Below are 25060 nucleotides of genomic sequence, written 5' to 3' on the forward strand. Positions count from 1 at the left end.
TTTCTTTATAGAATCCCCAATCTCGTATGAGGTTGGGGATTTTTTTGTTTATATGGATTAGTCATATTTTGTTTCTGCAGACAAGATGTTGTACTATATTTGTATTATCTTTTTTTATTTCCTCGCAATCCTATCTCTTTTTTTGTTTGTATATAATTCTGTTATTAAAATAATTAACCGAATTATATTCTAAATTAATTTAAAATATTTGTATATAATTCTTTTTGTATGTATATTTGCACTCGTTAAATAGATATGATGGAATATAAGTTAGACGAGATTGATTTAAAGATTCTGCGAATGATGCAGGATAATGCTAGAATTAATAATTCAGATATAGCAAAGGAACTTGGTATGGCTCCTTCTGCAGTATTGGAAAGAGTGAAGAAGTTAGAGAATAAGGATGTTCTATTAGCTTATCATGCAAAGGTTAATCCTAAGGCTTTAGATCAAAAAATGCTTTCTTTTATTTTTATTAAAGTTGATGAAATTATTGGAGATGAAGAGACAGGGAGACTCTTGGCAGAGATTCCAGAAGTTTTAGAAGTTCATGATATAGCAGGTGATGATGGTTATATGATTAAAGTGCGAACAACTGATTCATTAGCTTTAGTGCATTTAATGAGAAATTCACTATCAAGAATTCAAGGAATTATTTCAACTAGAACAATTATAGTTTTACAAACAGTTAAAGAAGAAAATAAATTAATTATACCAGAAAGGTTAGAGTATTAGTTATGGGAGCAGTTAGTACAAATAGCACAAGTAAAAGCACTGTTGTTGCAGCTTATATCGTTGTATATTTTGTTTGGGGATCAACATTCTTTTTTATTCACAAAGCATTAAGTGATTTTACACCTTTTGTTTTAGGAACGTTACGTTTCTTTAGTGCAAGTATTCTTTTATTGACTTACTGTAAAATGAAAGGGTATAAATTGTTTAATAAGAAAGTAGTTAAGCAAGCATGTATTACTGGGTTCTTATTACTATTTATTGATATGGGGGCTTTGATTTGGGCAGAACAACATGTATCTAGTGGTATTGCCGCTATTATGGCAGCAGCAGCAGCTTTATGGTTTGTCATATTGGATAAGCCTCAATGGAAGAATAACTTTTCAAGTATACCAACTGTATTAGGTTTGATTCTTGGTTTTGTTGGTGTGATTATGTTATTTGCTGAACAGATTAATATTGCTAGTGATGAATCACAACGTCTGTTGAATATTTTCTGTATGGTATTGCTGATTTTAGGATCTATAGCTTGGACAGCTGGATCATTGTATTCGAAATATTCTAAAGATAAGAATACTGATGAAGGAGAAGATCTTCATGTTATGGTTAAAACGTCTTGGCAGATGATTACTGCAGGTGTGCTATTTTGTTTAGTAGCATTATTAAATGGAGAGTTTGCTGCATTTGATCCTATAGAAGTGTCTGTGTCAGGATGGTTTTCATTAGGATATCTAATAACTTTTGGTTCTATTTTAGCTTTTGGCTCTTATATTTGGCTAATTCAGAATAGACCAGTAGTAGAGGTTAGTACTTATGCTTATGTTAATCCTGTTGTAGCTGTGGCATTGAGCTATTTCTTTACAGATGATATTATCACTAGTTTACAAATTGGAGGATTAGTAGTTGTATTATTAAGTGTAGGTTTAATGAACTGGGACTTATATAAGAATAGTAAGTTTATTAAGATATTTAATAAAAAAGCTAAAGCTTCAACTAGTGATAACGAGAAGTTAAACATGACTAATTAGGAATTTAATTCTTTTAATATATAATTAAGGTCTATTGCTTATAGCATAGACCTTTTTTGTTCTATAATGGGATTGATTAGCAAGCTATTAATAATAAAATTATGTTATTATATAGTTGTATATATAATATAAAGTTATACTTTTGCACCGCTTTTAGTTCAGAGAAGTTTCGCTAAGGGTGTTTATTTTAAATGTTAAACAACTTCTAGTATTTTATTCTGATATATAGAAACTTATAAAATCTAGAATACAAATTTTTATCAGAAATGTCTGAAAATATTAAAACACAAGAAGAGTTCTTAAAGGATTTTAACTGGGAAAACTACGAAAATGGTATCGATGCAGTTGAAGAGACTCAATTAAAAGAATTCGAAAGCCTAGTAGAAAAAACTTTTATTTCTACTGATGACGAAGAAGTAGTAGAAGGAGTTGTAGTTAGAATTACTGACAGAGACGCTATCGTTGATATCAACGCTAAATCTGAAGGTGTTATTTCTTTAAACGAGTTCCGTTACAATCCAAACTTAAAAGTTGGAGACAAAGTTGAAGTATTAATCGACGTAAGAGAAGATAAATACGGACAATTAGTATTATCTCACAGAAAAGCTCGTACAATCAAAGCTTGGGATAGAGTTATCGCTGCTCACGAGTCTGGAGAGATTGTTAATGGATTCGTTAAATGTAGAACTAAAGGTGGTATGATCGTTGACGTATTCGGAATCGAAGCATTCTTACCAGGTTCTCAAATTGACGTTAAACCAATCCGTGATTACGATCAATACGTGAACAAAACAATGGAATTCAAAGTAGTTAAAATTAACCACGAATTCAAAAACGTTGTTGTATCTCACAAAGCACTTATCGAGGCTGATATCGAAGTTCAAAAGAAAGAAATTATCGGTCAATTACAAAAAGGTCAAGTGTTAGAAGGTGTTGTTAAAAACATCACTTCTTACGGAGTATTCATTGACTTAGGAGGTGTAGATGGATTAATCCACATCACTGACTTATCTTGGTCAAGAATCAATCACCCAAGTGAAGTATTAGAATTAGACCAAAAATTAAACGTTGTTATCTTAGACTTTGATGATGAGAAAACAAGAATTCAATTAGGTTTAAAACAATTATACGCTCACCCATGGGATGCTTTAGATGCTAACTTAAACGTTGGTGACAAAGTTAAAGGTAAAGTAGTTGTTTTAGCTGATTATGGTGCTTTCATCGAAGTTGCTGAAGGTGTTGAAGGTTTAATCCACGTTTCTGAAATGTCTTGGTCTACTCATTTAAGATCAGCTCAAGATTTCGTTAAAGTAGGAGACGAAGTAGAGGCAGTTATCTTAACTCTTGATAGAGAAGAGAGAAAAATGTCTTTAGGTATTAAACAATTAACTCAAGACCCTTGGACTGATATCACTTCTAAGTACCCTGTAGGTTCTAAACATAATGGTATCGTTCGTAACTTTACTAACTTCGGTGTATTCGTAGAATTAGAAGAAGGAATTGATGGATTAATTTACATCTCTGACTTATCTTGGACTAAGAAAATCAAACACCCATCTGAGTTTGTAAACGTAGGAGATAAATTAGACGTAGTTGTATTAGAGTTAGACGTTGAAGGACGTAAATTATCTTTAGGACACAAACAAACTACTGCTAATCCTTGGGATAAATACGAAGATGCTTACGCTGTTGGAACTGTACATTCAGGAGAAATCTCTGAATTAGTTGACAAAGGTGCTACTGTAGTATTCGAAGATGATGTTGTAGCTTTCATCCCAACTCGTCACTTAGAAAAAGAGGACGGTAAAAAGTTGAAAAAAGGTGAAACTGCTGAATTCAAAATTATTGAGTTCAACAAAGAATTCAAAAGAGTAGTTGCTTCTCACACTTCTATCTTCCGTGAAGAAGAAGAGAAAAACGTAAAAGCTGTTGAAACTGCAAATAATTCTGCAGAAAAAACAACTTTAGGTGATATCGACGCTTTAGCTGAATTAAAAGAAAGAATGGAGAAAGGAAAATAATTCCTAACCTATAAATTTCAAAAGGCCCTAACATTTATGTTGGGGCTTTTTTTATGCAGTAAACTCAAGTATGTCATTTCTTTTATGAATTTACTTTATAATCTAGTAACTGCTTAAGTGTAATTTATTGAGTATTATAGAAAATTTTAATATCTTTAAAATATCTATTAAACAAATATAAATGGGGTGGTTTACTAACCGAAATAAGACTTGGGAAATAAGGGAAGGGCTTGTACTATTAGGTACTGTAGGTATTATTAGCTTTTTAAGTTTAGGAGTTCTTACCCCTTTAGTGGTGATGATATTTGGCTATCAAGTAAAGGTTACGCGTTGGATTAAGACCTCTTTCTTGATTTCACTTGTTTACTTATTAGTTTTATTGATTGCTTTATTTGTTTATTTAGCAGGAGAAAGCCCTGTTTCATTGTTAACGTTGAATTATATAAGCTTTTATATTTATGTTGTGTATTTGGCACTGTACTTACCTGAGTATCTACAGAGGTTAGATTTAAAAAACTATATTAAGTTAGAAAAGAACAAAGAATACAATTATTATGTAATCATGGAACAGCTGGAAGATGTACAGTCTTCAGAGTCATTAAAAGAGTCTTTTATGGCTAATTTAAGGACATTTAGAAGACAGATATCTAATCCTAGTATAGTTAATGAGATCGATGAGATTCTTCGCTTAATAGACGTTATAGTACTAAAAGAATCAGCTAGTACTGATTTGCTGTTAGAGCGTCATGTGTCTACCATAGAGAATGCTTTAATCCAATATATAGAGTTGAATAATAGCTATCATATAAATAACGATGTAAAGCAATCTATAGGCAAATTAGAAAACTTAGTAAAGTATGCACGAATTGCATTAGAGAACGAGTTATCTAAGATTATAGAAACTCAAGTTCTAACAGTAGATGGAGAAGCTTCAGTTTATTTATCAGTATTAAAAGGAAAAGGATTGTTATAATGGGATGGTTTACACATCAATCTAAAAATTGGGAGTTAAAAGTAGGGTGGCTTAGTTATTTAGCTATTCTCTTTCCTTTTGTATTACCTCCGTTGGCTATGCTTTATATGGGAGTAGTAGGTAAGATTAAGAACTTAATTATAGCTAGTATCTTATGGAGTGGTTTATATGTAGGAGGTTATTTTCTGTATCTCTTCTATAAGGGCTCTGGTAGAGTAGATGTTTTGTTGTTTGCTATTCTTTTGAGTGGTGCATTGGTTATCGCTATGTATTTAAAAGAATTTTTGAGGAGAGTACACCTTAAGTCTATTATTAAAATAAGATGGAATACAGAGTATGATTACTTAGACTTTATGCGTAGAAAGAAAATTTCAGAAGTATTGTCTGTTAGTGATTTTATAGATCATTTAGTAGTTTGGCAACAAGAAATTAGACAACAAGAAGTAAGAGGGAGTATAGCTAGTATGATTCAGTTGACTAAATCTATTACAAAGGATAATAAGCATATTAGTGAATTGTTTATTGAGCGACATGCTTACTCTATAGAGAATATGTTACAGCAGTATCATCAGATAGAATTGTCCAAATTAGATAATGATATTATTCGATTAGCTGAAAGTAAAATAAGAACAACTCTTCTTAGTGTTATTAGTGCATTCGAAAATGAATTAAGTAATAAAACGAGATTTAACCATTTAACCATAGATGTAGATTCTGAAGTCTATATACAAGATCTAAAAAATAGAGGTTTATTATAAAAAGAAGTTATGGAAAAAGATATTCAACAAATGCGTGATGAGAACGTGTTAGCACCTTCAGTGAATGTAGAGTTCACGCCACAAGAACTAAAACAAATCGAATCATATAAGAAAAGTATTGACTTAAGTAATACAACTCAGGTGATCCAGTATGGAGCTAATAGTCAGTTAAAAGCAAGTACTTTTGCTACAGAAATATTAAAACAAGTACAGACGAAGGATTTAGGAGAAACTTCTAGTGTATTAGTCAATTTAAAAGAAGAAGTGAAGTCTTTTGAAGGTATTGCGAATAAGAAAAGCTTATTCCCAATGTTTGATTCATTTAAGAAAAAGATAGCACGTCTTCAGACTCAGTATAGTAAAGTAGAAACCAATATCAATGCTATAGAACTTCAGCTAGAACGTCATTATAAGATTATGATGAAAGATGTAGCGATGTTTGATAAGCTGTTTGAAGAGAATAAGAATTACTTTAATGAGTTATCCTTATATATAGCAGCAGGTGATGAGAAACTAAAAGAATTAAACACAGTAGAATTACCACAATTAAAAGCTGAAGCGGAGAAGGATAATGATCCAGCGAAGATACAAGAGTATAAAGATTTAGAACAACAAGTAATTCGATTTGACCGAAAGGTACATGATTTAAAGTTGACTAGAATGGTTGTTCTTCAGTCTTCTCCACAGATCAGAATGGTACAGAACAATAGCTTGATGCTGATGGAGAAGTTACAATCAAGTATTGTAAACACTATTCCGTTATGGAAGAATCAGATGGTCTTGACACTTGGTATAGCTCGTTCACAACAGGCACTAGGAGCACAACGCGCTGTGACAGATGCGACGAATGAATTATTGAGTCGTAACAGTGAGTTGCTTAGAGACTCTACCGTTCAGATCGCACAGGAGACAGAGAGAGGTATCGTAGATATAGAGACTATTCGCAAGGTTAACTCTGATATTATTAACACTATTGATGACATAGTGCGTATCCAAGAAGAAGGAAAAGAAAAGAGACGCGCAGTAGAAGTAGAGTTAAGAGAACAAGAGAATGAATTAAAGAAACATTTGCTAGGTAATAGCGATACTGTAAAGTAGGCTGAAATATTATAAGAGATAGACATAAAAAAAGGAGATTCAGATGAATCTCCTTTTTTTATATAGTCAAATAAGAATTACTTTGCTTTTGCAGCAGTAAGCTCAGCAATCTTAACGATTACTTGTGTTGCTTTAACGATGCTTTCTACTGGTACATACTCATATTTTCCATGGAAGTTATGCCCTCCAGCGAAGATATTAGGACATGGTAATCCCATATATGAAAGTTGAGAACCATCAGTACCACCACGAATAGCTTTGATTAATGGTTTGATATCTAATTCTTTCATAGCTTCCTCAGCGATATCTACGATATGCATTACAGGCTCTACCTTCTCACGCATATTGAAGTATTGGTCACCGATTTCGCAGTTAACGATAGGTCCACCAAATTTCTTAGCATGTTTTTTATTAAACTTATTAGCTAATTTCGCGATAAGTTTTTTACGTTTCTCGTATTTTTTAAGGTTGTGGTCACGGATGATTAGTTCTACCACAGACTCTTCTATACTACCTGTTACTGTATGTACGTGGAAGAATCCTTCATAACCTGTTGTTTTTTGAGGAACTTCGTCTTTAGGTAATTTAGACATAAATTTGTTTGCTAATAAGATAGAGTTAACCATCTTACCTTTAGCATATCCTGGATGAACACTTTTACCATTAAAAGTAAGTTTAGCATACCCAGCATTGAAGTTTTCGTATTCTAATTCACCGATTTGGCTACCATCCATAGTATATGCCCACTCAGCACCGAATTTTTTAACGTCAAATAAGTGTGCTCCTCTTCCGATCTCTTCATCAGGTGTAAATCCGATACGGATTTTACCATGTTTGATTTCTGGATGTTGGATTAGATATTCCATAGCAGATACGATCTCTGTGATCCCTGCTTTATCATCAGCTCCTAATAAAGTCGTACCATCAGTAGTGATGATCGTTTGTCCTTTATATTGAAGAAGGTCTTTAAAGTAAGATGGAGATAAGACAACGTTTAACTCTTCGTTTAATACGATATCACCACCATCATAGTTTTCTACGATTTGAGGTTTAACATTAGCACCACTAAAGTCAGGAGAAGTATCGAAGTGTGCGATAAACCCGATAGTAGGCACTTCGTGATCTACATTACTAGGTAATGTAGCCATGATGTAAGCGTTCTCATCGATAGTTACGTCTTCTAGACCTATTTGTTTTAACTCTTCAACTAATTTGTTAGCTAAATCCCATTGTTTCTCAGTACTTGGACAAGTATTTGAAGATGAATCAGATTCAGTATCAACAGTTACATAACTGATGAAACGGTCAATGATATGTTGCATAATGTATAATATTTTAGTGTAACAAAAATAATAATTAAAAGTTGATTAGAAGGATTATCACTAGGCTATTATTAAAAAGATAAGTCTCAGCTATAAAAACCAGTTGTTTTTAAAGGATTTACAGACATTGTATTAAAACCCTCCTTTTTGAATTTGTTCATTGAAATTGATAAACAGCTCTTTTTATTTGCTCGTTAATCTATATTCTAGGTGAATTGATGTTTTCTATTGGAGATGATTTATAGTATTGATACTTAGATATAACAGTAGTATTTTATTTATATATCTGTGGCTTGTTGTAAATCTATCAAGAAGGGACGGGTATTTATATAATGCAATATAGTACCAAGTGAGTGGAGAATACGAGGAATATAAAAGGAGATTTGTTGGACAAAAGTGCTTCTAGCTCCACTAAACTCGACTTATTGTCCATGTATTGTCGAAGGATCTGGCTGTATAGTCCGTATTTGTTGGGTTTATAACTAGGTTTAAATTTGTTGTAAATTTATTAAAAGAGGTTAATTTGTTGTTTATTAGTACGTTGTGTTTTTTGAGTAAATAAAAAAAGAAGGTATTTTTTTCAATAATGGGCTTATAAAATGGCTAAAAGGAGTCAATTATAAAAAAAACGGAGTAAATTTTCTGAAATAGAAGCTTTTTATACTCTCTTTTATCCTAAATAATAAAAAAATAAATGCTTCTTTTTTAGAATCTGTACTATTGAAATTTAGAAGAAGGAAAAGGAAGTTAGGAACTTATTGTTAGAAAGTAAGTTTAATGGCGTCAGACTATTGTAAAATTGTATATTTGAGTGAAGAAACAAAATAAGAGTTGAGATGAGAATTATTCTATCTATATTTTTAGTATTAATTAGTTATATGTCTTGGGCAGTAGAGCCGTTGAAGGAGTATGTAGATCATCCTGCTAATTCGACAGTGAATTTTGAAGCCTTAGAGATTGTAACGAAGGATGATTATAAATTGAAATCTTGGATTTGTTTTCCACCTAAGGATAAGGACTTAAAGAAAGTCTTGGTATTAGCCTATGGCGATGCAGGCAATATGTCTTATTATGTAAGACAAGTCTTAGAAGTAGCGAAGCATGGGTATACTGTCGTGATGTTTGATTATAGAGGATATGGAGAGAGTCAGGCATTCGATATGATAGAGACACAGCTGTATTATGACGAATTCGTCACAGACTTAAAAGCAGTAGTAGAGTATAGTCAGAAGAGATTTGAGCAGCCAGTAGGTGTTTGGGCCCTTTCGATGGGCACGATAGCTAGTACATTATTATATACAGATTTGAAGTTTGATTTCTTGATAGCAGAAGGGTTTGTATCTAGTCCGCAGGATATCATTAGTAAGCTAAAACAGTTTTTAGAGAAAGAGTACACATTGCCTAGCAGTGCAGCACAGTATGAGTTAGCGTTGAGTAAGCTGACCTTACCAGTCTTATATTTTGCAGGAGATAGGGATGGACTGACGTCTCCTAATGATAGTTATCGAGCTAAGTTTCTGAATGCTAAGAGTGAAGTCGTATTGTATAAAGGAGCTCATCTTCAGGGATTTCAGGCATTGTCTGATACCACACATGGAGAGCGATATATTAAGGCTATAGATACCTTTATGAATAATATGAATACTGTAGTAGAAAGTAAGTAAGAGAGATAGCACATTAGAAGTAAATTATAATCAAATCCTAATAATCATACTCTATATAATAACTAACTTTGTTCGCAGAATAAATCCCCATAGAGACATTAATAATGGAATCTACACATAGACATTTTTTGTTATATAAACCACATGGTTATATCAGCCAATTCATATACGAGAAGAAGAGAACCAAGCATAAGTTAGGAGAGTTATATGATTTTCCTGAAGGGACTATGGCTATCGGTAGATTAGATGAGAATTCTGAGGGATTGCTGTTTTTGACTACAGATGGTATGACTAGTGAGCGCGTAAGAGGAGCACATTATGAAAAGGAGTATTATGCGCAGGTAGATGGTGTTATTTCAGAAGAGGCTGTAGAACAAATGAGAAATGGAGTACTTATCGGGGTAAAAGGAGAGAAATACTTGACTAAGCCTTGTGTAGCAGAACGATTAGAACAATTACCGGAGTGGGTAGGAGTAGGCAGACGTATTAGAGATGAGAGACATGGTCCTACGAGTTGGGTACGTATAGTCCTGACAGAAGGTAAATTTAGACAAGTAAGAAAGATGACAGCTCATGTAGGACATGTGACACTAAGATTAGTGCGTGTGCGCATCGGAGAGATATCATTAGAGGGGATGCAAGTAGGAGAAGTAAAAGAAGTAGATCAATTATAATCTAAGCCAGTATGAATACTAAAGCAAAAGAGAATTATCAATTTCAGAAGATAGTAGCCATAGTAGGAGTATTATTATTTGTTATTAAAATACTTGCTTGGTCTTTAACGCATTCAGTAGCTATATTGACAGATGCCTTAGAAAGTGTTATTAATGTGATTAGTGGCTTTGTAGGACTATATAGTTTATATTTATCAGCATTACCTCGAGATAGAAATCACCCTTATGGGCATGGAAAGGTAGAGTTTATCTCAGCCACTGTAGAAGGGGGAATGATTATTCTAGCAGGGCTAGTGATTATCTTCGAAGCAGTACGTAATTTACTACACCCACAACCTGTAGGACAACTAGATTACGGAATTATCCTTGTAGCGATAACAGCAGTAGTAAACTATATTCTAGGTTGGTACGCTATTAAAAAAGGAAAAACGAATAAGTCACTTGCTTTAGTAGCGAGTGGTAGACATCTTCAGTCAGATACTTATTCTACTATAGGTATTATTATCGGTTTGATTTTACTTTATTTTACGGGTTATGGATGGTTAGATAGTGGTGTTGCATTATTATTTGCCGGAATCATTATTGTCACAGGATACAAGATTGTACGTGGTGCAATATCAGGTATAATGGACGAGACGGATGAACTTTTGTTAAAAGAAGTTGTAGAATATCTACAAGAACACCGCAGAGCGAACTGGATAGATCTTCATAATCTACGTATTATTAAGTATGGAGCAGTATTACACTTTGACTGTCATATGACCATACCATGGTATTTTAATATCGTCGAAGGGCATAAAGAGGTAGAACAATTAGAACAGGAAATAATCGAGAAGTTTGGAGCAGATATGGAGTTATTTGTTCATATGGATGATTGTAAGCCCTTCTCATGTGTGATTTGTAAAGTAGAAAATTGTGCTTATCGTCAGGCCGAATTTGAACATCAGATAGAATGGACGATAGAGAATATCTCTAAGAATAAGAGACATAATAGTTCAACTACTCCGCAAGGATAAAGCGCTTTTGTGTTCTATCAAAGCTAAGATTTTCATCTTCGAAGAAGTTGTCGAAGACCCCTTGTTCTATTAGTGTGTCAGTTTCTCCCTGTATATTAGAATCTTTTTTGAGTACAATGATATCATCGCTAAAAGCAATAGCCAAATCCATATCATGACATGAGAATAGGATAGCTTTTTGTTCTTCATGGGCTAACTTTCGCAGTAGTTTAAACAGGGCTACTTTATGATGTAAGTCTAAGTGATTAGTAGGTTCGTCTAAGATAATGATAGGCGTATCCTGAGCGATGGCTCTAGCGATGAGTACACGTTGTAACTGCCCATCACTGAGTTGACTCATATTTCTATCGACTAGCTCTTGTATATCTGTTAGTTCTATAGCTCTATTTACTAGTGTATAGTCCTTGTCAGTTAAGGTACTGTAATGATTTAGATAAGGAGTTCTTCCTATCTGTATTAATTCTCTTACTGTTAGTTCAGAGACTGGTATTTTCTCTGTTAGTACTATACTGATGATGGTCGCTAATTTAGAGTTGCTGTAAGTGTGTAGTTCTTCTCCTAGTAACTGTATTTTTCCACTTATTATCTGTTGGTTAGAAGATAGTGTTCTTAATAAAGTGGATTTCCCTATTCCATTAATTCCTAAAAGAGAAGTCAGTGTACCTGGCTTTAATTCAATGTTTAGGTGTTGTTGAACTATTTTATGTTGTCCTTTCTTTAGTGGGTACCCTATACTCAGTTCTTGTGTTTTTAAAATAGGTGTGTTCATACGTTATATATACTAGAATAAGAAAAATTAAATGTAGTTAAATGAACTGTATTATGAAAGTAATATGTTTAAGCATCTTCGTGAGGTTAAGATAGAGTAATGTTTTTTATGATATTGTTTCTATATAGTTAAGTGATTATTTAAAATCTATCATTTTGAAAATGAGAATATAGTGATTAGTTAGTGTTGTGTTAATATTTAGATAAAATGCCTAGTCTAGATTTGAGTACATAATAACAACACGATCAAATGAAACAAAAATTACTTATAGGAGTTATTCTCCAATTCTTTTGTGTAACCCTTGTTTATGCTCAAGAAAAGCGTACACTTCAAGGAAGTGTAGTAGATGAATCAGGTGTTTCTTTACCAGGAGCATCTGTTTATATCAAAAATACAGCGGACGGAACTAGTACTGATCTAGATGGGATGTTTAAGATCGAAGTGCTAGATACAGATGTATTAGTTTTTTCATTCATCGGATATAATAATAAAGAAGTACCTGTGGGTGTACAACAGAGTATAAAGGTGGCTCTAGACCCAGAAGGCTCTTCTTTAGACGAGGTTATTATTACTGCTTTAGGTATCAGTAAAGCTGAAAAAAAAGTAGGATATTCTACACAAAAAGTAGATGTAGCTAGAACTCAAGAAGTAGCTACTCCTAATATGGGAAGTTTATTATCAGGACAGGTGTCAGGACTTCAGGTGTCTAATGCTCCTGGACTATTACAAGGACCTAAGTTCTCTCTTAGGGGAAAAACTCCTTTAGTCATCGTAGATAATATCCCTGTAGATACAGATTTTTATGATATAGCACCAGAAGATATAGCAGATATTAATGTACTGAAAGGAACAAGTGCTTCTGCTCTATACGGGTCTCGTGGGCGTAATGGTGCTATCCTTATCACAACTAAAGGAGCTAAAAAAGAAGGACTAGAAGTGACGCTTACACAGAACACGATGATAAGTGCAGGATTTACAGTCTATCCAAAAACACAAAAAGAGTATGGTAACGGATCAGATGGTAAATATGAATTCTGGGATGGAAAAGACGGTGGTATTAGTGATGGAGATATGAACTGGGGGCCTAAGTTTACACCAGGGTTAAAAATAGCCCAATGGAATAGCCCTATTCGTGATAAGCAAACAGGACAAGTAATTAATTGGTATGGAAATGTTGAAGGAACAATGTATAATGATAAGTCTAGGTATGAACGTGTACCTATCGCATGGGAATATCACGATAACTTAAAAGAATTTCTAGAGACAGGAGTGAACTCAAGAACAAGCTTTTCTGTTGCCAACAGAGGGGAGAAAACATCTTATCGACTAGGAGGAGAGTTTAACTATAATAAAGATCGTGTACCGAATACGAGTTTATACAGAGGTAACCTTTCTTTTAAATCAACAACTCAATTAACAGAGAAACTAGCGTTAGATGCCAAACTTACTTATGCAAATATCTATTCTCCTAATATTCCTAATTATGACTATAATCCGAGTGGGCATATGTATACTGTCCTAATATGGCTGGGGTCAGATGTAAATGGTAGAGACTTAAAGAATAATCTGTGGGTACCTGGTATGGAAGGATATCGCCAAGCGAACTGGAATTATGCGTGGTATAATAACCCTTGGTTTGGGGTTGAAAATTTTAAGAGAATTTGGAATAAAGATATTGTGACAGGACAGATGGCGCTAAGATATGATGCTACGGATGACCTGAAGTTTCAAGGAAGAGCTTCTGTAGTATCATCAAGCAATAAAGAAGAGTTACAGAGTCCTAAATCTTACTTTAATTACAGCGCTAGTAGAGAAGGTGGTTTTAGTATCAATAATATTAAAGACTTAAAACTAGAATATGATTTCTTAGCGATGTATACAAAGGATCTAACTGACTATATGAGTATAGATGTCAATGCTGGGGCAGCGTCTAGATATAGTCAGTACAACAGAAGTTATTCTGCAGCAGATGGATTAACAGTACCAGGGGTATATAATCTAGGGAATTCTACAGGTCCTGTGACAGCAGAGAATCGTCTAGAAAAGAAAGCTGTAAATAGTGTATATGGTACTGTAGAGTTAGATTTCTTTAACTCGTTCTTCTTTACATTTGCCGCTAGAAATGATTGGTCATCAAGTTTAATAAAAGAAAATAGGTCATATTTTTACCCTTCTACTTCTTTGAGTGTATTGTTATCTAATCTGATAGAAATGCCAAAACAAGTAGATTATTTAAAACTATATACTTCATGGGCTCAGGTGTCAAGTGACTTAGACCCTTACCAGTTGCAGTCAGCTTATTCTCCAGTTACACCTTCATTTAATGGTAATCCTATGGTAGAGTATCCTAATTCTATATTAGATTTAAGTCTTCTACCAGAGAAATCTAAATCTTTTGAACTAGGATTGTCATCAGCCTTTTTTAATAAGCGATTAAACTTTGACTTGACTTATTATAGAGTATTGGATTCTAACTTCTTAATTAAATTCCCAGTATCAGAAGCTTCAGGCTTTGATAATATGTTGCTTAACGGAAATGAATATACTACTAAAGGATGGGAACTTAGTCTATCAGGAGCCGTGATTAAAAAAGATGATTTTCAATGGAACTCTACTATAAATTGGAGTACAAGAGAACGAAGAATTACTAAGATACATGGAGGCGCTGCTAAATACGGAAATTTAAAATTGAACGATAGAGCAGATTCTTATTACGATATAGAATGGATGAAAGCTCCAGATGGTCAAGTAATCTTAGATGCTAAAACAGGAATGCCAACAGGGAATAAGCAAGCTACTAAACTAGGAAACTTCGATCCTAAATGGACTTTAGGGTGGAATAATAACTTTAAGTATAAAAAGTGGAATGTAAATATTGGTATAGATGGAATATGGGGAGGAGTTACTCGCTCTCAAGTGGTAGAAAAAATGTGGTGGGGAGGAAAACATCCTAAATCAACCCAATATAGAGATCAGGAGTATGCTACAGGTAAACCTATTTATGTACCAGAAGGAGTAAATATCGTATCTGGAGAATTAATTACAGATGTAAATGGCAATGTAGTATCTGATACACGTCAGTTCCAAAAGCATACAGGAGCAGTAAGTTGGCAAAGTTGGGCACAGAATTATCCTTATCGTGCTCGAGTAACAGAGAAAGAGAATAAACTATTTGCGAACGTATTTGATCGAACGTATTTTAAGCTAAGAACATTGGCTATCTCTTATGACTTTACAGAGATGATTAAATCTAAGAAAATTACTCAGTTATCTGCTTCTTTAACAGGGTATAACTTATTGATATGGAAAAAATCAAAAGGACTTTATTCTGATCCAGATTACGAAATCACTACTTCTAATGATATTCAAGATCCATCAACGAGATGGGTAGGTTTAGGAGTGAATATTAAATTTTAATACTGATACAAATGAAAAAATATATAAAAATAGCTGCATTAGCTCTAGTAATTATATCAATGGGGAGTTGTCAAGATTTAGATAAATTAAGCGAAGACCCTAACCGAGTAAAAGAGGCAGATCCTTATTTACTATTGCCCAAAGTAAGTAAGTCAGCTTTTGCATTAAATGGAATTAGCAAAGAGTATGCTTCTAGAATGATTATTCAGACAGATGGAGAGAATACTAGTCAATACTTTAAGTGGAATAGTTCTAGTTTTTCAGCGTATCAGGAGTTGTTACAAGTACAAAAAATGATGGATGAAGCGAAACGTACCAATAAGGAAGAATATATAGCGGTAGGTCATTTTCTTAAAGCTAGGTTCTTTTATGAATTAGCGATTACCTTCGGTGATGTACCTTACTCAGAAGCCTTATTAGGAGAGAAGAAAGTTCCTTTCCCTAAGTATGATAAACAAGAGGATGTTTTTGTAGGGGTTTTAAAAGAATTGGAATTAGCAGCCTCTATGATTCAAAACAAACCCTCTATTAAAGGAGATATAATCTATGGAGGAAATACTGATAAATGGAAAAAGTTAATAAACTCATATCAATTAAAGGTATTGATGAGTTTATCTAAGAAAAAAACAGTTGGTACGATTCAAGTAGCAGAACAATTTGCAAAAATATATAACGCAGGAAACCTATTAGAAAGTAATGCAGATAGTGGACAACTTATGTATTTCGATCAAGCAGGTAGTCGCTATCCCCAGTTTAATTCAAGTTCTTATGGATCAAGCATGTATATGTCAGGAACATTTATTAATTTACTACAAGATTTAAAAGATCCTAGGTTATTTGCTTTTGCACAACAAACGTCAACAGCATTAGAAAAAGGTTTGCCTATTACAGATTTTAGTGGATATAATGGAGGGGATCCTACAGTGCCTTATGCAGAGAATGAAAAGTTAGTGCAAACCAAGAATATATCTAAAATCAAAAGTCGTTATTATTTAGATCCTACTAACGAGCCTACTTCTATATTGAGCTATTCTGAGTTGCAGTTTATATTAGCTGAGGCTGTAGCGCGTAACTGGATAGGAGGTAGTGCAGCTGATTTTTATAATAAAGCGATAGAGGCAAACTTTAATTTCTATAATACGTATGCGAAGGGAATGGCTAGTTATTATACAAAAGAAGCTTTTATCAATTATATAAATCAGTCTAAGGTGAAGTATCAAACAGGAAGTTTAAATGTGCAATTAAAACAGATTTTGACTCAGAAGTATATTACTATGTTTCACCAATCGAATTGGACGATTTATTACGACCATTTGCGTACAGGATATCCTGAGTTTAAAATACAAGAAGGAATAACACCTCCTACAAGATGGCTATATCCACAAACAGAATACAATAGAAATCAGGCTAAATTACAAGAAGCATTAAATAGCCAATTCGGTGGAGCTGATAATATCCGCGGTATCACTTGGTGGTTAAAATAAGGTATATGAGTACAACAAGAAGAGATTTTATAAAGAAATCCGCTTTATTTTCAAGTGGACTCTTTTTCGCAGAGGCTATGCCTGCATCTATTCAGAGAGCATTTGATATCAAAGCTCCTGAAGGATCTACGTTCTTAGATGCAGAACATATTGTTTTCTTAATGCAAGAGAATAGATCTTTTGATCATTGTTTTGGGACTTTAAAAGGGGTAAGAGGATTTAATGATCCTAGAGCGATGAAGCTTAAGGATGGTCTGCCTGTTTGGTTTCAGTCAGATATTCATAAAAATATTTATGGCCCTTTTAGACTTGATATTGAGAATACTAAGGTGACTTGGATGGGAGGCTTACCACATAGTTGGAAGGATATGGTAGAGGCTCGTAACGAAGGTAAAATGGATAATTGGCTGATAGCTAAACGACCAGGAAATGCTGAGTATAAGGATTTACCTCTGACGATGGGATATTTCTCGCGGGCAGATATTCCCTTTTATTATGCTCTAGCAGATGCCTTTACAGTATGTGATCAACACTTTTGTTCTTCTTTGACAGGTACTAGTGCTAATCGATCTTATTTTTGGGCTGGGGCTATTCGCGAGAAACCAAGAGATCCCAACTCTATAGCTCATGTGGATAATGGACAGATAAACTATAAAGATGTCAGCTGGACTACTTACCCAGAACGATTAGAAAAAGCGAATGTGTCGTGGAGAGTATATCAGAATGAATTAAGTATTCCTGTAGGGTTTGATTGGCATGCAGAGAGTTGGTTAGCGAATTTTACAGATAATAATCTAGAGTTCTATAAGCAATATAATGTGCGTTTTCACAAGGCTCATTATGACTATATGGTATTAGAGTTGGAGAGACTAAAGGGAAGCTTGAATGACAAGACTCTCGCTAAAGATAAAATACAAGAAGTAGAAGGTAAGATACAGCAGCTAGAAAAAGATATTGATCTATACTCTCCTTCTAAATTTGAAGCATTAAGTGAATTTGATAAAGCTATTCACAAGAAAGCATTTACTACTAACACAAGTGATCCAGATTATCACAAGCTAGAGCAGATGACCTATATGGAGAAAGGCGTGGAGAAAACGATGGAGGTGCCTAAGGGAGATATTTTTTATCAGTTTAGAAAGGATGTAGACGAAAATAAGTTGCCTATGGTAAGTTGGTTAGTTGCACCGTGTAATTTTTCTGATCATCCTTCAGCGCCTTGGTTTGGGGCGTGGTACTTATCAGAAGCGATAGATATCTTAACGAAGAACCCAGAGGTGTGGAAGAAGACTATATTTGTGTTGACATACGATGAGAATGATGGTTATTTTGATCATATTGCTCCTTTTGTACCCCCACTGACGACAGATAAAACGATGGGAAAAGTGGCTAAGGGAATGGATACACAAGATGAGTGGGTCACTAAAGAACAAGAAAGAGTAAGAATAGGTAAAACTGATAGTCAATTAGCTAGTCCGATAGGATTAGGGTATAGAGTGCCTATGATTATAGCCTCGCCTTGGACTAGAGGAGGTTGGGTAAACTCAGAGGTATTAGACTTGACCTCTACGATACAGTTCTTAGAATATTTTATCGAAAAAAAGACAGGTAAACAAGTTATCGAAGAGAATATCTCTAGCTGGAGAAGAGAGGTGTGTGGTAATATGACGAGTGTATTCCAATCTGAGCGTGACCTAAGAGAGGTAAACTTAGACTTTGTAGATCGAAATGATTATATCGCTAGAATCATGAATGCGAAAGAGAAGAAAGTACCTGGAGACTTTAATGCGTTTACAAAAAAAGAAGTGTTAGGAAGTAAGCATTGGACACTGTTATCCAAATTTCCTAAACAAGAAGAAGGAATAAAGAAAGCATGTGCTTTACCTTATAATCTGAATGCAAATGTGAAACTGGCAGGAAGTAAAACGCAGTTACAGATGGATTTCACGGTTGAGTCTAATCAGTTAAAGAATAAGGTGTATGCTGCTCCTGTACAAGTGTATGATATGATAGGTGGTAGTCAGTCAAGAGGTGTTTGGGACTTTGCCGTTAGAGATAATGAGCCTATGGATTATTACTGGAAGGTAGAAGATGGAGACAAGTATCACTATAATGTACATGGACCTAATGGATTCTTTAGAAGCTTTGAGGGAAGTAAGAGTAATTTAGATATTTATGTTGAGGTTTTTTTACACACAGATTTAAGTATCTCTGTGAAATTAAAAAATAATGGTGTGAATACTGTAAATGTTGCTTTAGACAATAGTTTATATCTGAAAAAGGCAATGATTATAGAGTTGCCTCCTAATAAAGAAGAGTTACTAAAATGGGATTATACTGGATCAAATGGTTGGTATGATTTAATGATAAGTTGTAAAGAAGATAAAGAGTGGAAGCAACATTATGCTGGTCATATTGAAAATGGTCAATCAAGTATAACGGATCCATTGATGGCAAGTCTGTCTAAATAACAGCAAGCTATATGAGATAGAAGAGGAGACTGATAAGGTCTCCTTTTTTTGTTTTAAATAAGTATTCATAAAGAGTTTTATAAGAAGACTTCTTACGGTAAAGATTTATGAACTATTTAGTGTTTTAAAAAGACAGTGATTACCGTAAAATAATCTTATATTTGTGTGTAAATATTTATTGAAAAAATAATGAAACCAAACACACAACAATTAACAGAGTTAACTACTCAAGTAAGAAGAGATATTCTTAGAATGGTACATGCTGTAAGTTCTGGACACCCAGGAGGATCTTTAGGATGTGCAGAGTTTTTAGTGACTTTGTATCAAAAGTTAATGGATAGAAAAGAAGGGTTTAATATGGACGGAACAGAGGAGGATATCTTCTTCTTATCTAATGGACATATTTCACCAGTATTTTATAGCGTATTGTCACGTAGTGGATATTTTCCAGTAAGTGAATTAGCTACTTTCAGAAAAATCAATACGCGTTTACAAGGACATCCATGTACTCATGATAGATTACCAGGAGTGCGTATGGCGTCAGGTTCATTAGGACAAGGACTTTCAGTAGCAGTAGGAGCAGCTCAAGCTAAAAAATTAAATAAGGATAATCACCTTGTATATGTTTTAATGGGAGATGGTGAGCTACAAGAAGGACAAAACTGGGAAGCTATTATGTATGCATCTGCTAAGAAGGTGGATAATGTAATCGCTACTGTAGATTTAAACGGAAAACAAATCGATGGACCAACTGATGATGTATTAAATTTAGGATCTATGAAAGCTAAGTTTGAAGCATTTGATTGGGAGGTTATTGAGATAGAGAAAGGAAACGATATTGATTCAATCGTGGCTGGATATGAATTAGCAAAAGCTAAAACAGGTAAAGGAAAACCTGTATGTGTATTACTTAAAACAGAAATGGGTAATGGAGTAGACTTCATGATGAATACACATGCATGGCATGGTAAAGCTCCTAGTGATGCACAATTAGAAGAAGCTTTAAAACAAAATCCAGAAACATCATTCGGAGATTATTAATCCACTTAAATTGAATCAAAAATGAAAAAATATACAAATACAGGAAGTAAAGATACACGTTCAGGATTCGGTGCAGGACTTACTGAATTAGGACAAAAGAATGAGAATGTAGTAGCATTATGTGCTGACTTAATCGGTTCGTTAAAAATGGATGATTTTAAAAAGAATCACCCAGAGCGTTTCTTCCAAGTAGGAATTGCTGAAGCGAATATGATTGGATTAGCTGCAGGTATGACTATCGGAGGTAAAATACCTTTTACAGGAACTTTTGCTAACTTCTCTACAGGACGTGTTTATGATCAAATTCGTCAGTCTGTAGCATACTCTGAGAAGAATGTGAAGATATGTGCTTCTCACGCTGGATTAACACTAGGAGAAGATGGTGCTACTCACCAAATCTTAGAAGATATCGGATTAATGAAGATGTTGCCTAATATGACTGTAATCAATACATGCGATTACAACCAAACCAAAGCGGCTACTTTAGCTATTGCTGAGTATGATGGACCTGTTTATTTAAGATTTGGACGTCCAGTAGTGCCTAACTTTATGCCTGCTGATGAGAAGTTTGTTATCGGTAAAGCTGTTATGTTAAACGAGGGTACAGATGTGACTATCGTAGCTACAGGACACTTAGTATGGGAAGCTTTAATCGCTGCTGAAGAGTTAGAAGCAAAAGGAATCTCTGCTGAGGTAATCAATATCCATACTATCAAACCTCTTGATGAAGAGGCTATCTTAAAATCTGTAGCAAAAACAGGATGTATAGTTACTGCTGAAGAGCACAACTTCTTAGGAGGTCTAGGAGAAAGCGTATCTAGAGTATTAGCTTTAAATAACCCATTACCACAAGAATTTGTAGCTGTACAAGATACTTTCGGTGAATCTGGTACTCCAGAGCAATTAATGGAAAAATATGGTTTAAACGCTGCAGCTATCGTTGAGAAAGCACAGTTAGTAATCAACCGTAAATTCAAAAGATAATTAAGAGTATATCTAATATATAAAAACCTGCTTGAGCAATCAAGCAGGTTTTTTTGTATAGTAGTATAATGAATGGAGTAGGACAAAAAAAAGAGGTAGAATCAATCTACCTCTTTGTATATAATCTTATTTGTTATTTTTTAGTAGGCCAAATTACCTCACCATCTTTTTGATCTGGGAAACATGATCTGTCTAGGTATCTAAATACATTAGAACAAGTTTTTAGAATAGGGTCATAGTATTGGTAATATGCTTTTTTGTTGTTTTTGTCTTTATACTGTAATTCAGTTTTAGTAAGTACACCATCACCATCATCGTCATCGTCTAAGAAGTTAGGTACACCGTCACCATCTGTATCAAAGTCAAAGTAATCTTTAATCGTTAATTTAAGTGCACGTATCTCATCATCTGTAAGTGCTCTTCCTAGTTCTGATGATTTTTCGATTACTTGTTTCGCTTCATATTTTGAAAGGATACCATCCCTATCGTGATCACGCTCTTTTTTCGCTACAAGCGTCATATCGATGATATGTGGTTGGTATGCTTTAAGTTTAGACCCGAATCCAGCATTGAAATATCCTACTCCTGATGGGATAAATGCAATAATTCTACCTGCTGATCCTTTTTCATAAATATACTTTCCATCGCCACCTAATTGTATACCAGTAGCTGTTTTTACCTTAGTCAATAGTTGTCTTTCTGCTGTCTTTAATTGAGCTGGTATAAGACCATAATTACCCTGTGACATAAGAGCGAACTCCTGTAGTGTAATAGGAAAAGAATAATATGTTCCGATACCATTTTCTTTGTCATTAGGTAAAAAGAAGTCATTTTTTAATGAAAAAGCTTTTGTTTTTACATATACAGAATCTATAGTAGAGATATAATCACCTTTTCCCTCTTGTTTGTTTCCATCAGCATCAGGAACAATAAAATAAGCTATAGTATATTCTAATTCGTCTTTAGGTTTAGAAAACTTTAAAGAAGTAGTTCCATTAGGGTTTCTAACAGCTTCGTATTCGTAGTTGTCAGATGTAATGATTTGTTGCTCTATTTTGATTCTTTTATCATCTTTAAGAGGTACTACATTAGGATTAGGTTTATTAGGATTACTAATACTATCAAAACGAATATTATCTCCTTCAATAATCAAGTAGTTTTTAGCTAAGAACTCTTCTATTTGCTTTGCATTTTCATCACGAACTTCTTTACGGTCTCTTAGGTTTACAACTTCATTTCCACCATTACCGTCATCTTTATTACAATTGGCAGCTGTTAGTCCTAGAAAAGCAAGACCTAAAACTGTAAATAATCTATTCATTTTTTGACTTATTTTAGTAGTGCAAGATACAATTTTACTTTATTTTTGTGTACTTTGTTAGAGAAATTTAATACGAAATTATGCGAATTGATAAATATTTATGGTGTATTAGATACTATAAAACTAGAAATATAGCGACGGAAGCTTGTAAAAAGGGACATATCACAGTGAATGGACAAGCGGCTAAAGCCTCTAGAGAAGTCTTCCCAACGGATAAAATCACATTGAGAAAAGATCAAATAACTTATAAATTAACAGTATTAGATATACCTGCTAATAGAGTAGGAGCTAAATTAGTTGATATTTACCGCAAGGATGAGACTCCTGCAGAGGCATTTGAGCACTTAGAGTTATTAAAGTTATCGAAGGACTATTATAGAGCTAAAGGGACTGGACGTCCTACTAAGAAAGATAGAAGAGATATAGATGATTTTCACGACTATGAAGACGATGATATCATAGAAGGAGAAGATAGTATAGAGAGAGATAATTCTTTTAAAGAGAGGGAAGAGGATGTTTGATAAAGAGTTTTGGGAGAAGAAGTATGCTAATAGTGAGGCGCAATGGAATGCAGGAAGCATCACTACGCCTATTAAGGAATATATAGATCAATTGACAAAGAAAGATTTAGCTATTTTAGTACCAGGTATAGGCCATGGGCATGAGTTGATGTATTTATATGAAAATGATTTTACTAATATTAGTGGATTAGACTTTACTATTGTAGGGGCATTAGAAGCTTATGGCTTGATGAATAACTTTCCTTATGGTGATGTGATTTTAGAAGATTTCTTTGAACATGAGGGACAATATGATCTTATTATAGAACAAACGTTCTTCTGTTCGTTGCCTATTGATAAGAGAAGTGATTATGTAGAGAAGATGCATGACTTATTAAAACCAGGAGGAAAGCTAGTAGGGGTATTATTTGATTGTTACTTTAATCAAGAGACTCCTCCTTTTGGTGGTAATAAAGAAGAGTACTTAGAGTTGTTTAAGGAAAAGTTCAATATACAAGTTTTAGAAACAGCACATAACTCTATTAAGCCTAGAGCAGGTAGAGAGTTATTTTTTATAATTAATAAACAACATGACTAAAAAAATCATTTTAACTAAAGAGCAAATTAAGTTTACTACTAAACGTATAGCTTATCAGATCTATGAGACTTATATAGATGAGGATGAAATAGTAATCGCTGGTGTAGCAAATAGTGGATATACTTTTGCTCAAAAGATCAGTGAAGCATTACAAGAGATTTCTTCTATAAAAGTAATTCTTTGTGAAGTGCGTATAGATAAACAGAATCCGATTAATCCAATAGAGACTTCATTAGAGAGTACAGTCTATACAGATAAGTGTGTTGTACTAGTAGATGATGTGTTAAATTCTGGAGCGACATTAATATACGGTGTAAAGCATTTCTTAGAAGTGCCATTAAAGAAACTAAAAACGGCGGTACTAGTAGACCGTAACCATAAAAAATATCCCGTTAAAGCGGACTTTAAAGGGATATCATTATCTACATCATTATTAGAGCATATTCAGGTTGTCTTTGATGGAGACGAGGAGTATGCTTATTTAAGCTAATTAAGATGATTAAGGATGTCTTGGGTTACTTGCTCAGGAGTTTTATCATCTATAGCTATAATAGTTTTAGCCTGATGGTAGAAATAACTACGATCAAATAAATGCTTAGCAATGAAAATTTCAAGAGTATCGTCTGAATTCTGATTAAGAAGAGGACGATGCTCTTTTTCTTTTTCTAGACGATCTGCTAGTGTTTTAATAGAACCTTTTAAATAGAATGAGGAGATATCCTCTCTCTGTAGAGCTAAATGATTATTAGCATAGCATGGTGTTCCTCCACCTAAGCTAAGAATAAAGTTATCTTGAGTATCTATTATCTCGTGTAATAATAGGTGTTCTTGCTTCCTAAAATAGATTTCTCCTTTCGTTTCAAACAGGGTTGAAATCGATATTTGATGTTTTTTCTCTATTTCGTTGTCTAAATCTATAAAGTTTAGTTTTAGTTGTTCTGCCAGTATTTTACCAATAGTTGATTTACCAGAACCCATATAGCCTAAAAGAATAATTTTTTTCATAAAAACAAGGGGTTGTTTATTAGAGTGTTAGGATGAATTGAAAAATAAAAGTCAAAAATAAAACAAATATGTGTCGGATTTTTAAAAAAAGCTTCTATATTTGCACCCGCAATCAGGAATTGAAATAACGACTCGATAGCTCAGTTGGTAGAGCACAACACTTTTAATGTTGGGGTCCTGGGTT

General features: G+C 33.9%; 21 protein-coding genes. 17 read left to right on the forward strand and 4 right to left on the reverse strand.

The window, feature by feature from the left end:
- The first annotated feature begins 258 nt into the window (after positions 1–258).
- From AABL87_RS16545 to AABL87_RS16570, 6 genes are all read left to right on the forward strand, one after another.
- On the forward strand, positions 259–735 hold the full coding sequence (locus tag AABL87_RS16545; protein WP_006261921.1) for an Lrp/AsnC family transcriptional regulator: 477 nt from the start codon (positions 259–261) through the stop codon (positions 733–735).
- 2 nt (positions 736–737) lie between these two features.
- On the forward strand, positions 738–1760 hold the full coding sequence (locus AABL87_RS16550) for an EamA family transporter (protein WP_006258797.1): 1023 nt from the start codon (positions 738–740) through the stop codon (positions 1758–1760).
- A 266-nt stretch (positions 1761–2026) separates the two neighbouring features.
- On the forward strand, positions 2027–3781 hold the full coding sequence (gene rpsA / locus AABL87_RS16555; protein ID WP_006258796.1) for a 30S ribosomal protein S1: 1755 nt from the start codon (positions 2027–2029) through the stop codon (positions 3779–3781).
- Between the two features lie 181 nt (positions 3782–3962).
- Entirely contained in the window at positions 3963–4754 is a 792-nt protein-coding gene (locus tag AABL87_RS16560) for a hypothetical protein (protein WP_341277623.1), read from the forward strand.
- Entirely contained in the window at positions 4754–5512 is a 759-nt protein-coding gene (locus tag AABL87_RS16565) for a hypothetical protein (protein ID WP_341277624.1), read from the forward strand. The genes AABL87_RS16560 and AABL87_RS16565 overlap by 1 nt, the downstream gene beginning before the upstream one ends.
- Positions 5513–5521: 9 nt before the next feature.
- Positions 5522–6610, forward strand: a complete 1089-nt coding sequence (locus AABL87_RS16570) for a toxic anion resistance protein (RefSeq protein WP_341277625.1) — start codon at positions 5522–5524, stop codon at positions 6608–6610.
- Between the two features lie 77 nt (positions 6611–6687).
- Here AABL87_RS16570 and pepT read toward each other — a convergent pair whose 3' ends face one another.
- Positions 6688–7932, reverse strand: a complete 1245-nt coding sequence (pepT, locus tag AABL87_RS16575; RefSeq protein WP_341277626.1) for a peptidase T — start codon at positions 7930–7932, stop codon at positions 6688–6690.
- Positions 7933–8768: 836 nt separating this feature from the next.
- On the opposite strand from pepT, the gene AABL87_RS16580 reads away from it, so the two are divergent.
- The 3 genes from AABL87_RS16580 (at position 8769) to AABL87_RS16590 (ending at position 11286) form a co-directional block, all read left to right on the forward strand.
- On the forward strand, positions 8769–9596 hold the full coding sequence (locus AABL87_RS16580; RefSeq protein ID WP_073145727.1) for an alpha/beta hydrolase: 828 nt from the start codon (positions 8769–8771) through the stop codon (positions 9594–9596).
- Between the two features lie 104 nt (positions 9597–9700).
- A complete protein-coding gene (locus tag AABL87_RS16585; RefSeq protein WP_341277627.1) occupies positions 9701–10270 on the forward strand; it encodes a pseudouridine synthase in 570 nt (189 codons plus the stop codon).
- 11 nt (positions 10271–10281) lie between these two features.
- On the forward strand, positions 10282–11286 hold the full coding sequence (locus tag AABL87_RS16590; protein ID WP_006258789.1) for a cation diffusion facilitator family transporter: 1005 nt from the start codon (positions 10282–10284) through the stop codon (positions 11284–11286).
- Here the strand turns inward: AABL87_RS16590 and AABL87_RS16595 are convergent.
- On the reverse strand, positions 11270–12055 hold the full coding sequence (locus AABL87_RS16595) for an ABC transporter ATP-binding protein (protein ID WP_341277628.1): 786 nt from the start codon (positions 12053–12055) through the stop codon (positions 11270–11272). The two genes, AABL87_RS16590 and AABL87_RS16595, sit on opposite strands and share 17 nt — an antisense overlap.
- A gap of 249 nt (positions 12056–12304) precedes the next feature.
- Here AABL87_RS16595 and AABL87_RS16600 point away from each other — a divergent pair, with 249 nt between their 5' ends.
- The 5 genes from AABL87_RS16600 (at position 12305) to AABL87_RS16620 (ending at position 21452) form a co-directional block, all read left to right on the forward strand.
- On the forward strand, positions 12305–15472 hold the full coding sequence (locus AABL87_RS16600; protein WP_341277629.1) for a SusC/RagA family TonB-linked outer membrane protein: 3168 nt from the start codon (positions 12305–12307) through the stop codon (positions 15470–15472).
- A gap of 11 nt (positions 15473–15483) precedes the next feature.
- Positions 15484–16956: a SusD/RagB family nutrient-binding outer membrane lipoprotein gene (locus tag AABL87_RS16605; protein ID WP_131540156.1), complete on the forward strand. Its 1473-nt coding sequence runs from the start codon at positions 15484–15486 to the stop codon at positions 16954–16956.
- Between the two features lie 5 nt (positions 16957–16961).
- Entirely contained in the window at positions 16962–19427 is a 2466-nt protein-coding gene (locus AABL87_RS16610) for a phosphocholine-specific phospholipase C (RefSeq protein ID WP_006264376.1), read from the forward strand.
- Positions 19428–19616: 189 nt separating this feature from the next.
- A complete protein-coding gene (locus tag AABL87_RS16615; protein WP_006258784.1) occupies positions 19617–20468 on the forward strand; it encodes a transketolase in 852 nt (283 codons plus the stop codon).
- A gap of 21 nt (positions 20469–20489) precedes the next feature.
- Entirely contained in the window at positions 20490–21452 is a 963-nt protein-coding gene (locus tag AABL87_RS16620; RefSeq protein ID WP_006261912.1) for a transketolase family protein, read from the forward strand.
- A gap of 133 nt (positions 21453–21585) precedes the next feature.
- On the opposite strand, the gene AABL87_RS16625 is transcribed toward AABL87_RS16620, so the two are convergent.
- The gene (locus AABL87_RS16625; protein ID WP_341277630.1) at positions 21586–22773 is read right to left on the reverse strand and encodes an EF-hand domain-containing protein; all 1188 of its coding nucleotides are present in this window, start codon (positions 22771–22773) and stop codon (positions 21586–21588) included.
- An 80-nt stretch (positions 22774–22853) separates the two neighbouring features.
- Here AABL87_RS16625 and AABL87_RS16630 point away from each other — a divergent pair, with 80 nt between their 5' ends.
- From AABL87_RS16630 to AABL87_RS16640, 3 genes are read left to right on the forward strand one after another with little or no spacing between them, the layout of a single operon-like run.
- On the forward strand, positions 22854–23294 hold the full coding sequence (locus tag AABL87_RS16630; RefSeq protein ID WP_006265945.1) for an RNA-binding S4 domain-containing protein: 441 nt from the start codon (positions 22854–22856) through the stop codon (positions 23292–23294).
- Complete coding sequence (locus AABL87_RS16635; RefSeq protein WP_341277631.1) at positions 23287–23871, forward strand: SAM-dependent methyltransferase; 585 nt, start codon at positions 23287–23289, stop codon at positions 23869–23871. The genes AABL87_RS16630 and AABL87_RS16635 overlap by 8 nt, the downstream gene beginning before the upstream one ends.
- Entirely contained in the window at positions 23864–24361 is a 498-nt protein-coding gene (locus AABL87_RS16640) for a phosphoribosyltransferase family protein (protein ID WP_006265943.1), read from the forward strand. The genes AABL87_RS16635 and AABL87_RS16640 overlap by 8 nt, the downstream gene beginning before the upstream one ends.
- On the opposite strand, the gene AABL87_RS16645 is transcribed toward AABL87_RS16640, so the two are convergent.
- Entirely contained in the window at positions 24358–24876 is a 519-nt protein-coding gene (locus tag AABL87_RS16645) for a shikimate kinase (protein ID WP_006264370.1), read from the reverse strand. The two genes, AABL87_RS16640 and AABL87_RS16645, sit on opposite strands and share 4 nt — an antisense overlap.
- Positions 24877–25060: the final 184 nt, after the last annotated feature.

It is taken from the genome of Myroides sp. C4067 (genome assembly GCF_038039665.1).
GTDB lineage: Bacteria > Bacteroidota > Bacteroidia > Flavobacteriales > Flavobacteriaceae > Flavobacterium > Flavobacterium odoratimimum.